Source organism: Neobacillus sp. DHD-1R, assembly GCF_057747995.1.
Window position 1 is genome coordinate 397,082 of the sequence record NZ_CM173232.1, and the last position, 13,503, is coordinate 410,584.

Consider the following 13,503-nt stretch of genomic DNA (forward strand, 5'->3'; position numbering starts at 1 on the left):
AATATCTTGCGGTTTACAATACACAATGAAAGGGCTCCTATACATGAGAGAAATATTAGTGGAAATGAGCCAATTTTTTATGTGAAACATTGATATTAACTATAATCACTAGATGCTGGACTTCTATTATTCTTTTATATCTGAAATGTTAATCCTAACCATTTGCGAGGGATTTATATATATTTAAAAAAATTGATGTATCTAATGGATAACATAAGTGGTTAAAAAGGGACTAGGAGAATAACAGAAAACTACATTCCTTTTTAAAAAGAAAATATTATTTATGGTGATAAGTTATCTGATTTAATAATTACAATTGAGTGGAGCATAAATTAATATCTAGGAGTATCACATGACCGCATATCTAGTCAATATTCTTTTAACAATGATATTTGGATTTGTTTTATTATGGTATAAGTCATCAATACTAAACAAAAAAATCTTTTGTATTCTTGCAACTTCACAATGGGTGCTATTATCAGGACTTAGGCATATTAGTATTGGTGCTGATACTTATACTTATAAGGCATATTTATTTGAACCAACGATGAATGAATCATGGAACAGTATAATTAAAAATTTTATTAACATAATTTTTAAGGGGCAACCTGGAAAAGATCCTGGCTATCAAATATTAGAGAAGCTAATCCAAGAATTTTCCACTAATTACCAGTTATTCTTAATTATTATTGCTTTAATATTTACCGTATCTCTTGGTATATGGATTTATAAGAATTCCTCAGAACCATTTTTAAGTTTTCTGATTTATTCATGTTTATTTTATTCTTTCTTTGCTATAACAGGACACAGACAAACAATAGCAACAGCTTTGGTAGTGTTGATAGGCTATAAATTTATAAAGCAAAGAAGATTTTGGCCGTTTTTAATTCTTGTATTAATTGCTTTTACTATTCATAAGTCTGCTGTCTGTTTCATTCTGTTTTACTTTCTAGCAAACAAGAAAATTACAAAAAGCTACCTTCTATTTATGTTTGCTATTATCTCATTTGCGTTTGTTTTTAAGAATCAAGTAATGTTCGTGTTAGGAACCTTTATGGGATATGAAGATTATATAGATCAATATAAAGGGGCTGGTACATGGACATTTACCACTGTTTTATTATTATTAACTGGTGTTACAATATGGAGAATTAAGCTGATAATAAATAATAATCCACAAGTAACGCACTATGTTAATGCACTATTAATATCTTTGGTATTTGTACCGTTAACTTTTATTGATCCGTCGACAATGAGAGTTGTCCAGTATTTTTCACTTTTTTTAATCTTATTAGTACCTGAGATTATAAAATCCTTTCATAATTGGGAAAGAACAATAGTCTTTTATATAGTAGCTTCAATGTTAATTTTATTATTTGCAAAAAATAATCCACAATATTTGTTTTTCTGGCAATAGGGAGATAATAACAAATGTAATCCGAAGTATCAACAGTGATTATGAACTATTGTAAATCAGTGCTTTTGGGTATTAAGTGTTTACAAAAAAGTAAGTCCATAAGAAAACAGTGACAATGATGATAATTAATTCGGAGGTTTATTAGTCTCTCATTTTTCAATAAACATCCATAAAATATTGGAGTGAGATATTTGAAGGTAACGTTTTTTTCCAATTTTTTGAATCACCATCAGTTACCATTTTGTAAGGAAATGGTCAATATTTTAGGTGATGATTTTAAATTTGTAGCTACACAACCCATTGAAGAGGAAAGACTAAGATTAGGCTATGCTGATATGAACAGCATGTTCCCTTTTTCCATAAATACCTATAATAGCAAAGATAATTATGAAAAAGGGCTTAAACTAGGATTTGAAAGTGATGTTGTTATTTTTGGATCAGCTCCTAAATGCTTTATAAAAGACCGGTTAAAAGAAAATAAGCTAACTTTTTACTACAGCGAAAGGCTATTTAAAAGAGGAAAATGGCAAGTTTTTAATCCAAGAACTTTAAAAAACCTTTACAGTAACCACATTGTTTATAAAAAGAAAAACTTATACATGCTTTGTGCAAGTGCATATGCTGCAGGGGATTTTAATCTAGTAGGTGCATACCTAAATAAAGCATACAGATGGGGATACTTCCCCGAAGTCAAGAAGTACGATATAAACCAATTAATATCTAAAAAAAAACATACTATACCTAAACTTCTTTGGGTAGGGAGATTTTTAGATTGGAAGCATCCAGATGATGTTTTGAGAATCGCCAATATCTTGAAAAAAGAGGGGTATCTCTTTACCTTGGATATAATTGGAACTGGGGATATGGAAGCTGAATTAAAAAAAATGATAGACAAATATGATCTATCCGATCGTGTTAGACTTTTAGGTAGTATGAACCCTCAAGAGGTAAGAGAAAACATGGAATCTGCGGATATTTTTCTATTTACTAGTGATTTCTATGAAGGATGGGGAGCAGTTTTAAATGAAGCAATGAATAGTGGATGTGCAGTAATTGCAAGCCATGCTATTGGTTCCGTACCATTTTTAATAAACAATAATCAAAATGGCTTAATATATAAAAACGGAGATATAAACCATTTGATAGAATGTGTAAAAAAATTACTAGAAGATAGAAATCTCTGTGAAAAAATAGGCAAAGAGGCTTATGAGTCGATTATTAAAACATGGAATGCTAATACTGCATCACGGAGGTTGCTCGAATTATCAGAAAAATTACTCGCAAGAAAGACAATTGAATTTGAAAGCGGTCCATGTAGTAGAGCTAAAATAATTAATAATAATTGGTATAGGGGTTCCGAATTGTGAATAATCTGATAAGTGTTATCGTTCCCATCTATAATGTCGAAGCCTATTTGCATCGTTGTGTGGAATCCGTTATAAACCAGAGTTATAGAAATCTAGAGATAATTCTTGTGGATGACGGTTCTCCAGATAAATGTGGTGAGATTTGTGATGATTATGCGAAACTTGATAAACGGGTTAAAGTCATCCATAAAAATAATGGCGGAGCTAGTTCTGCTAGAAATGCCGGTCTTAAAGAAGCGACTGGGGATTACATTGGATTTGTAGATAGTGATGATTTTATTGATTCGGATATGTATGAAGTTCTGATTAAGGCCGCTATATCACAAAATTCGCAAATTACTTCTGTGGGATATAATCAGATAGATGGGATCCAAAGTATTAATAATATTAATAACCAAATAAAAGAAGATTATTTTATGCAAACTTTTATTAAAAGTGAAACTTATATTAAAAACTTATTTTTGCATAAAGGAGATACATCATTCTGTACTAAGATATTTAAAAGTGATTTTATAAAAAAGTATAAATTTCCTTCAGGGAAGCGAAATGAGGATTTCATTTTATTATTTAATATGTTAACAGATGTTGATGGAATACTATACTTACACACTAATAAATACAATTATTTCAAGCGGCCAGGGAGTATTACAAATAGTGGTTATAGTGAAACTATTATTGATATGGTAGAAAACGCATATGAAGCTTATAAATACTCTTTAACAAATTATACTAGATTAAGGAGTGTGGCAACAAGATTTTACTTATATCAAACAATGGTTTATCTGTTATTAATACCATTAGACGAGATGAATGGGAGTAATGAGTTATATGTTAAATCAATAAAAGAGATCAGGAGATTAGTTATAGAAATCATATTAAATAAATATCTCAGGATTAAAGATAAAATAATACTAATAGCTAATTGTACTACTCCGAAACTATTTAAAAGCGTATTAAGTGGTATTAATTATAAAGATTGGTATAAGAAAAATTAAGGCTAATAACTAAAGCTTTTAAGATTAACTGTTATTTAATATGTAAATAATTTACAATTTATTAAAAGAGGTATTTTAGTAATACAAATAGTGCATGAATATTGAGTTACAACTATTTAAATTAAAATAGAGGTAAAAAATTATTTACTTTTATAAATTATTAAAACTTATTATAAATTTCACTAGTGTTGCATAAATAGTGACGAAATTTCCAATTTATTCATTTCCCATTTTTAGAATCAAAAAGTTAAATGCCTAATTAAAGGTGGCTCTGTCCATTTAAAAATTTATTTACAATTAGACCTGTGTGACAACAAAAATTTGCGTATCAAGGAATAGTTTTTCCTTCAATCTTTCGAAGCCAAATATGCGCTGGTTTCCACAACGCAGCCCTTAAATATTAGCTAATTTGTATGATTTTTCGCTTGCTTATTGTTTCAATTTGCACGAGTACACCTATGCAAAAAACAATGAGGGCAATGAACACTTGATTCTAGATCGCCCATTCGATTTGACCGTAAAACCTTTTTATGTTAGGTGCTGTTTCATCCATTTTAAAAAAACTCAATTGCCCAGCGTGATTTGTACATTTCTTAAATTTCGTCAGCACTCAAATCAAAACGATTTGTGATTAAATGGAGTTCATTTCCTTTTGAATCTAGGACTTTTATTAGGCGAAAATAATTTTCAGCACGGTTTTGTGTCGTGCAAATCAACACCATTTGATCCGATAAAACAGACGTATTCTCGGGCAGTTTAAAGTTATAAACTTCCCGTATAACAGCGTTTATTCTTAGTCTTGATAGAAAAAGGTACCTATCATTAGTTATTGGCTGAAATCGTTCGTAATCTAGGTAGCCAGGATCATGTTCTTTGGCAGTTGTCATAAAGGCTTTTTCAGGGTAGGAAGTTCCTTTTTCCATAAATACTAGCCACAGATGCAATTTCACTCCGGCCTTTGTTTTACGGAATTTTGCCCATTTATGATTCGTCAAATTAAGTGACTATGTGCTTGAATCTATTACTTTTAATAGCATCACAAGTTTTGTGTAATGCGTTCTGTAATGAATTTGGGACACCAAATCAAGAAAAAGTCTTGGAATAGATCTGGATTCAAACCATTTAAACGGCGTGATAGCTGAGAAATACTAATAGAAACAAGGTCAAGCCCCTGTTGTAGCTGGTCATCGAAGAGATAATCACCTAGCGCATGAAGGCTTTCTACTTCTGGTAGCTGCGCAAAAAGAAGTAATTTTAGGGACGACTCCGTTGTTAATTTTTTCGTGTAATCTTGTCCATGAGTTAGTCCTTTTAAAGTGGATTTGTACGGATTACCACCTGACTTTATCCACTATAAAGGACTTTTTCTTTGCGTAAAATGATAAAATTGAACATTTCGAGTATTCCTAATAGTGGAATTAAATTAATGCAACGCTAATGTATAAATTTCTTTTTGGAAAAACTTTTGAAAATAAAAAAATTAAGATAGAAAATGGGACACTTATGAAAATATTAATTGTTGTTAGTGATTTTAGTACAGGTGGTATTACAACTTCCTTAATAAATTTAGCTAATGAATTAGTGAAAAACGATATTGAAGTATCTATACTAGATCTATCAAATTCAAAAACTCATCCGGTTGAGTTTGATAAAAATATTAAGATATTAAGGCTAGGTGGAATTTCTTCTTGGTGGAACTTATCATTTACAAATATAAAAAACGAGAAATCTCTTTTTTTGAAAATTATTAAGCTTGTTTTTGGAGGGTTAAAAAAAATACTAAATCAATTTGGTATTTGGGAAGTAATTATATTTTCTTTTTCAAAAAAATATAATGGGTACGATACAAGTATAGCTTTCCGCCAAGGTTATCCATATTACTATTTTGTGCTAAGAAAAACTATTGCAAAATCCAAAGTTGCCTTTTTACATGGAGATATTGATTATATGGGGAGTATCAGTAAATGGGATAAGTTTTTTAGGGAGTTCACCTCTATTGCATGTGTTTCAAAAGCTATTAAAAATAAGATGGATTATAAATACCCAGAATTAAAAAATCAAACATATTCTGTTTACAATATGTTTGATAATGATAGATTAGTTAAAAGTTCAAATATTATTAATCCATATAGTAAGTTTAATGGTATTACATTCATTACTGTTTCCAGAATTGATGAAGAAAAAGGGACTGATAGAATTCCTGAAGTATGCAAAAAGTTATTAAATATGACAAAAAAGCCTTTTAGATGGTACGTTGTTGGTGGAGGTAAAGACTTAAATAATTTGAAAGAGAAAAGTAAACATTTAGGTCTAGATAAAGTACTCTTTTTTGTTGGGGAAAAAGCTAATCCCTATGTATATCTAAAAAATGCTGACTTTTCCGTATTAACATCTTATTCAGAAGGTTATCCTATGGTTGTTATGGAGTCATTAATTTTGCAAACACCGATAATTGTAACAAGGTTTGCTGCTGCTGAAGAGATGATACAGCATGGAATAAATGGTATCATTGTAGAAAATTCTGTAGAGGGCTTATGTTGCGGAATGCGAGAGGTTCTAGAGGATAATAAATCCATTGAAATATTGAAAGGAAATTGTAAGAAATTTGAATACAAAAATTCTTTAGCGCTAGAACAATTTTTTTCAGCAATAAAGGTTAATTAAAAAAATAGAGAAATTGGACATATATCCAATTGTTTGGTTCGTAGGTAGTTCAAAATATAATAAAATAAATTTCCATAAATATGAACAATTGTTTAAACATAATGAGGTGGAATGGTGCCTAAGTATAGTATTATTATTCCCGTATATAATTCTGAAATGCAATTAAGACAATGTGTTGATAGTATTTTAAATCAGACATATGATGATTTTGAACTGTTATTGATTGATGATGGTTCGCAGGATAGTAGTTTTGTATTATGCAATAAATATAAAGCCTTGGATAAACGAGTTGTGGCAATTCACAAAGAAAACAGTGGTGTATCAGATACTAGAAATTTTGGCATAAATCGATCTAAGGGTAAATATATTTTATTCATTGATTCAGATGACTATATAGAAAGTAATTTAATAGAAACAATAGATAAAAGCCTTCAGGATTATGATTATGACTTAATGATTTATGGTTATTATGATGATATTTATAGTGATACTAGGATATCCGTTACGGAAAATAGGGAAAGAATTAATTTTAAAACATATAAAAAACCGACTATCGATGAATGGCAAAATCTATTTTTCGGTGCAAATATGGCTTCCCCGTGTAATAAAGTATACCGTTCAGACATAATAAAGCAGCATAAATTGAAATTTAATGAGTCGTGTGTAGTATATGAAGACCTTATATTCAATCTTGACTATTGTTGTTATGTAACCTCAGTTTATTCTGTTACAGAATGTTTTTATCATTATCGTCAAATTGAAAATCAAACTAGCATACTGAAACGTAACTTTAGTAATATATTTATCAATTCTAGGTTTGTTGCTTATGCAGTTGAAAACTTTTTAAATGAGTTAAAAGAAGTGTCAGATTACAATAGAAGTTCATTTGTAAAGTTTTCGTATCATATGTATGAGTTAGAATTACAATATTTAGTATCAACAAAAAAATTCACAGAAGTAAATAAAGCATTAAAATTATTAGGTAACGATAAGGTTTTTTATAGTGTTTATAAGAAAATGAATCCCAAAGGAAAATTTTTAAAAACTATTTATGGATTATTGAAAATGAAATTGTTTCTATTTCTATTTATATTGTTGAAAATTAAATTTAGAAATAACATGAAGTTAAGCTAAAAGCTATTTCTTATTTTATATATGGAGAGTTGAGAATGAAGCAAGCAATGATTTACGCATATACACGATTCAATTTTGGTGACGATTTATTTATTAAGATACTCTGTGAAAGATACCCGGATGTACAATTCAAACTCTATACATTTGCTGAATATAAAAGTGTTTTTTCGAGTCAAAAAAATTTAAAAATTTATGCATATACGCACCCCTTAATTCGTACTTTTAGTGTGATTAGCAATCGATTAAAATTAAATATTCATTTTGAACGTTTAATTGCAAAAGGTTGTGATTTTGGTATATATATTGGTGGCTCCTTATTTATGCAAACTACTGATCTATGGAAAGAAGATTTTGAATATATTTCACGCCGTTATATTAAGGGGAAACCATTTTATTTGTTAGGTGCAAATTTCGGACCTTATACAGATAAAAGTTATTATTTAAAATATAAAGAGTTGTTTTCGTCTTATACAGATATTTGTTTTAGAGAAAAAAAATCATTAGCATTATTTAGAGATTTACCTAACGTAAGGCAAGCAGGAGATATTGTGTTTACTTATAAAAATGTAGATCAATCAAAAGAAGAAAACCAAGTCGTTATTTCAGTACTAAATTTTTCTGTTAGAAGGAAATTAGAACAATATAATACTGTTTATAAGCAGAAAATAGCAGACATATGTAAGGAATTTAGTAACCAAAATATACGAGTTAAATTAGTTTCATTTTGTAGATTAGAACATGATGAAGATGTAGTGGATGCTATTTACAATTTATTAGACAGTGATGTAAAACAAAACGTTGATAAGGTTTATTATAGAGGAAACATAAATGAGGTTATTTCATTATTTAACCAATCAAAATTTATTATCGCTACAAGACTTCACTCGATGATACTTGGTTGGGTTTTGAACAAAACTGTATTTCCAATTGTCTATAGTGAGAAAATGCAAAATATTATTGATGATATTGGTTTTAATGGAGAATACGTAAGGATAGAAAATATTCAAAAGTTAAGTGTAGATGTTTTAATGAATTATTTTTATAACAATGAGGTTTTTTGTATAGATCATCAAAGGGAAAATGCAGAAAAGCAATTTGAAAAGCTGGATATGTATTTAGGAATAGATGCAAAAAACGAATAGATTTGTTTATGTTGTAAAAATAAAGGAAATTTATCTTTGGATATAACTGCAGTGTTACTTTTCAAAGTAAGGGTATTGAAGTTCTGAAGTAATAATATATATTTTCAGATTGGAGAAAAAATGTCTAGAAAGATAATTGCTATAAACCTTTTGGCAAATTTTATTTCTTTTTTTATTACACTAGGAATAAGCTTTTTTCTTACACCTTATGTTGTAAGAACAATTGGAGCCGAGGCTTATGGATTTGTAACATTAGGGAATAATTTAGTTGAATATATATCAATCATAACAATTGCGTTAAATTCTATGGCAGGTAGATTCGTATCAATTAGGGTGTATAAAAATGATCATGATGGTGCAAATGTATTTTTTAGCTCAGTTATTTTTGCAAATATAGTCATTGCTTTGGTATTAATTATTCCTTTATCGGTATTCCTTATTTTCATTGATAAATTTATCGATATTCCAATTCACTTATTAAATGACATTAGAATACTTTTTGGATTCATTTTCCTTGGTTTTCTAATATCATTAATAACTTCATTGTTCGGTGTATCCTTATTTATTAAAAATAAGCTCTATCTAAACTCAATTCGAGGTATTGAGGGGGCGATAATAAGATTAGTCCTCTTAGTATTTTTATTCTCAATATTTCCCCCAAAGATTTTTTTTATTAGTTTTGTTGCTCTAATAATTCAGATCTACATCATTCTCTGGAATGTTTACTATACAAAAAGGTTTACACCTGAATTACAAATAAAAAGAAAATACATCAAGATTAAGGCAATAAAAGAGTTAATATCATCAGGAAGCTGGAATATTCTTTCACAACTTAGTGGAATTTTGACTACGGGTCTTGATTTACTGATAACAAATGTTTTTCTTGGACCAGTACCAATGGGAGTTCTAGCCATTGCGAAAACTATTCCGAATATTTTGTACAGTGTTCTTTATTTAATAACAGGGGTATTTGCACCCGACATGGCCAAGTATTATGCAGTAGGAGACAATCAGCAAATAAAGAGTGTATTAGAACAAAGCATGAAACTAATAGGGATTTTGATCAATATTCCCTTGGCTGGCTTTATTGTATATGGGGACATATTTTATCACCTATGGGTTCCTTCACAAAATGCAAAAGAATTATATATAGTATCCATCTTAACTGTAGGTGTAATGATATTAAGTGGTACCACATTATCAATATATAATATTTTTACGGTTACCAATAAGATTAAGGCCAATTCACTAGTGAATCTAGGTGTTGGAATCCTTAATGCATTGATTGTTATTATTTTATTGAAGACGACAAATTTAGGTATTTATGCTGTTGCTGGTATTAGTACAGTATTAGGATTAATAAAAGTATTAGTGTTTATTTTACCTTATGGGGCCAAGTGTCTTAATCAAAAGTGGTATGTTTTGTTTAAACCAACTTTGCGTAATTTATTTTCCTTAATTATATTAATTGGTATTATGTTCTTAATAAAATTTAATATAAATATAACATCTTGGTTGGAATTTATTTTAGTCGTACTAATGAGTGCAGTAATTGGTCTTATTTTTAATCTATTTCTAGTTCTTTCGAAAAATGAAAGAGCCCAATTTTTTATTCATATAAGTAATCGAAGGTAAATAGTATTAAAATAATCTATGGACAAAAAAGTGAATATATTTAATGTAATTATTATATAAACATTTTTTTGTATACATATTTGAAGGCAAAAAAATTGAATAAAATGCGCATGGATCAATAGAGATAGAAGAAAGTGAAACCGAATTGGTAAAGAAAATAAATATATTTAAATGGATAAGGGTTTCTAATTTGATGTCCCTTTATTTAATTTTGAGCTTAGATTCAAAACTAGTTAGAGTTAATACAGGTAGGGGCTTACATGCCAAGTATGAAAATAATATTGCTAATCAAAAGTTCCAGGCGTTTCATATTTTAGGCCAAATTGTAACAGGATGGGGATACAGTAGCGAAAGTGACCCTACTTCTTTGTAAGTAACCTTTCTTTTCATTGATGAATTTTTTAAGTCTTTGGTCCATATTGCTTATCAATAAATTGACAATGAGTTGTGAAGATTGTGTTTCAATTTAGTATAATATAGGGTTTCCTTCCTATAATCCAACACGATCCTTGTGTTAGGTGTTACATACCAATATAGAAAAATCACTATAATTGAAAATCCATATTGGAATGGGGCTAGATATGAGAAACTGTTAATAAATGTTATAAGGTTTCCATTTCTGCTATAGGTAAACTTGAACTCTCATTATAAACAGAAGAATTATTTGAATGTCTCAAGTTGTGATTATTAAAATAAAGACTCTAATTGGTTATTTTTGATGAATAAATGTATATAGCTTTGGATCAAAAGGAAGTAAATTGTATCTACACCTAACTAACGTTGTACTTAATATTGACATCGAATATTTTTTGTAAGAAATGTTTTACTACAGCTATTTAGATTGTTTACTTCATTTAGTGGAAAAGTCTACTCAACGAAAGTGACGGTTATAGACTTTGGCATACTGCTACCATTTTCGGTAAAGAAAGTATTCAAAACTACTTGATGGTTACAAGGGCTTCCTCGCTATTCCCGAAAATGCTATACCGTTGAATTTAGGTGAATTTATGGGATGAAATAACAAGATTAGAACTCATTTAAATATATTAAGCTTAGGGTGAGAGAATGAATATTAATACCAAAAATTTCTTTATTAGAACGGTGTTAAATATGCTACAGCAATATAATCACGAAAAATACTGGGTAATGCGGAAGGAGGTAATTAACCCTAATTCAAAAACCCCATTCATAATAAGAATGTATTATTTATTTCGTATTAAGAAAATGGATGCCAATAATAATTCCTCGATGGGTACCGATTTTGGAAAAGGTGCTATTTTTGATTCCCCACCACTTCTACCTCACGGTTTAAATGGTATTATTATTGGTCACGATGTAAAGGTGGGTAAAAATTGTACAATTTGGCAACAGGTAACAATTATGCAAGGAACAGACTTGAAATCTGTTGTAATTGGAGACAATTGTGTGTTAGGGGCAGGTTCGAAGATACTTGGTGGGGTACACATTGGGGATAATGTAAAAATTGGTGCAAATGCAGTTGTTGCTAAGGATATTCCAAATAATTGTATTGTTGTAGGTGTCCCAGGGCGTATCATAGATAATAAAATAAAATGATACTTCTTCTGTTTAGTATGTGCAAAAGGAAAAATAAAAAGGTGACTGGAAACAGTTCTTATATATAAGGAAAGTAAGTTGTCATTATCATACGCTCATTAATGAATTTTTCCAAGTCCACTCCTCTGAGTTAGAAAAAAATTAAAACATGTTGATTAGAACATTTAGAAATAAATAAAAATACATTATCACAAGAATAAAGAATGTAGTGTAAATTTCCTTCGGAATAATCTGGTTCTTCCATATATCTGGAATTAATCTCTGTTGCAGCTGAGTGAGAGCGGAAATCCATGAAGATAGCCAAAATACCAATTTTCCATTATTTGTAAAAGTAAAAAGGGTTTGATTTCGTTGGTTAGATTATTTACTTATAAACCAGAACGAATATTAGAATACATAATATTGGAATACTGTATGCTCAATTACATTTAAACACACTCGCTTAATTTCGAACGCTTTCATCTCATTAGAAAAACCTTTGTTTTAGTTCAAATTATTTGTTTGCCAATTGCTTATTATCCACACTAATATTTAGAGGCTCCTGCAAAAAAATGGAGCAAATCTATATCACAAAAAATTGGACATTAAGCTTTTTTAATGATAGCTATAAAAAAGCTAACTTAGAATTGGTGGTTTCATGGAAAAATCATATAACAAATAAGGTTTTGAGTCATCAAACAACATTAAAATTCGTTTGTTATTCAAATAATTGGTATAAGGTTTAGTGTTAATTTTGACGTAAATTGTAAATCTTCAATTGTGATAATAAAATTCATTGTAATTCATTGGAAAGGTGGTAAATATTTGTGGTTTTAAATTTTAGACAATTAATAAAGAGAATTATTTTAGGGAAAAATTCTATTCCATACAACGCAACTTCTGAAAGATACGTTAAATATCTAAGAGATCTTGGCTGTAAAGTTGGAGAGAGAACGCGTTTTTTTGATTCTACAACTGTAGTAATAGATGTAACTCGCCCAAGTTTGATTGATATTGGGTCTGATGTAAAATTTACAAAAGGTGTTACTGTTTTAACACATGGCTATGATTGGTCAGTATTGAGAAACGTATACAACGAGACTATTGGATCAGCTGGAAAAGTTACGATTGGGAATAATGTGTTTATAGGTGTTAATACAACAATACTCAAAGGTGTAACTATCGGAAATAATGTAATAATAGGTGCTAATTCTTTAGTTAATAAAAATATACCAGACAATTCAGTATACGCTGGAAATCCAGCTAGATTCATTATGTCTTTAGAAGATTATTATGAAAAGAGAAATAAAGAAACTGTTAACGAGGCTAAAGAGTTAGCAGTATCATATTTTGAAAGATATAAAGAAATACCACCAGTATCATTATTCCGTGAATTTTTCATGTTATTTTTAGAAAGAAATATTGAAACTCTAGAGTCACACGGATTTTATAGAAAATGGGAAATAGCCTATCAAAAAGAATACTTAGACACGTTCTTAAATTCCAAACCGATTTTTGAAGGCTATGAAAAATTTATAGAATGGTGTTTAAGAGATATTAAAAAAGATTAAACATTTAATACGAATTAGGCGGAA

At 29.3% G+C, this 13,503-nt stretch carries 9 protein-coding genes and 1 pseudogene; 9 read left to right on the plus strand and 1 reads right to left on the minus strand.

All coding sequences use genetic code 11. The annotated features are described in order from the left end of the window. Positions 1-352: 352 nt before the first annotated feature. The 3 genes from AC3ANL_RS01945 (at position 353) to AC3ANL_RS01955 (ending at position 3,779) form a co-directional block, all read left to right on the plus strand. A complete protein-coding gene (locus tag AC3ANL_RS01945) occupies positions 353-1,417 on the plus strand; it encodes an EpsG family protein (RefSeq protein ID WP_488327609.1) in 1,065 nt (354 codons plus the stop codon). 191 nt (positions 1,418-1,608) lie between these two features. After that, positions 1,609-2,784, plus strand: a complete 1,176-nt coding sequence (locus tag AC3ANL_RS01950; RefSeq protein ID WP_488327610.1) for a glycosyltransferase — start codon at positions 1,609-1,611, stop codon at positions 2,782-2,784. After that, positions 2,781-3,779, plus strand: a complete 999-nt coding sequence (locus AC3ANL_RS01955; RefSeq protein WP_488327611.1) for a glycosyltransferase family 2 protein — start codon at positions 2,781-2,783, stop codon at positions 3,777-3,779. Before AC3ANL_RS01950 ends, AC3ANL_RS01955 begins: the two co-directional genes overlap by 4 nt. Positions 3,780-4,107: 328 nt before the next feature. Here the strand turns inward: AC3ANL_RS01955 and AC3ANL_RS01960 are convergent. Beyond that, positions 4,108-5,067 (minus strand): annotated as a pseudogene (locus AC3ANL_RS01960) (IS4 family transposase); the annotation flags it as partial. A 215-nt stretch (positions 5,068-5,282) separates the two neighbouring features. On the opposite strand from AC3ANL_RS01960, the gene AC3ANL_RS01965 reads away from it, so the two are divergent. From AC3ANL_RS01965 to AC3ANL_RS01990, 6 genes are all read left to right on the plus strand, one after another. After that, positions 5,283-6,443, plus strand: a complete 1,161-nt coding sequence (locus AC3ANL_RS01965) for a glycosyltransferase (RefSeq protein ID WP_488327612.1) — start codon at positions 5,283-5,285, stop codon at positions 6,441-6,443. 114 nt (positions 6,444-6,557) lie between these two features. Continuing rightward, on the plus strand, positions 6,558-7,577 hold the full coding sequence (locus AC3ANL_RS01970) for a glycosyltransferase family 2 protein (protein ID WP_488327613.1): 1,020 nt from the start codon (positions 6,558-6,560) through the stop codon (positions 7,575-7,577). 35 nt (positions 7,578-7,612) lie between these two features. After that, positions 7,613-8,719, plus strand: a complete 1,107-nt coding sequence (locus AC3ANL_RS01975) for a polysaccharide pyruvyl transferase family protein (RefSeq protein WP_488327614.1) — start codon at positions 7,613-7,615, stop codon at positions 8,717-8,719. A 120-nt stretch (positions 8,720-8,839) separates the two neighbouring features. After that, complete coding sequence (locus AC3ANL_RS01980) at positions 8,840-10,354, plus strand: oligosaccharide flippase family protein (RefSeq protein WP_488327615.1); 1,515 nt, start codon at positions 8,840-8,842, stop codon at positions 10,352-10,354. Positions 10,355-11,419: 1,065 nt separating this feature from the next. Further along, positions 11,420-11,929 carry a serine O-acetyltransferase gene (locus AC3ANL_RS01985; RefSeq protein WP_488327616.1) on the plus strand — a complete coding sequence of 170 codons (510 nt, stop codon included), beginning with the start codon at positions 11,420-11,422 and terminating at the stop codon, positions 11,927-11,929. Positions 11,930-12,735: 806 nt separating this feature from the next. Further along, a complete protein-coding gene (locus tag AC3ANL_RS01990; RefSeq protein ID WP_488327617.1) occupies positions 12,736-13,479 on the plus strand; it encodes an acyltransferase in 744 nt (247 codons plus the stop codon). Positions 13,480-13,503: the final 24 nt, after the last annotated feature.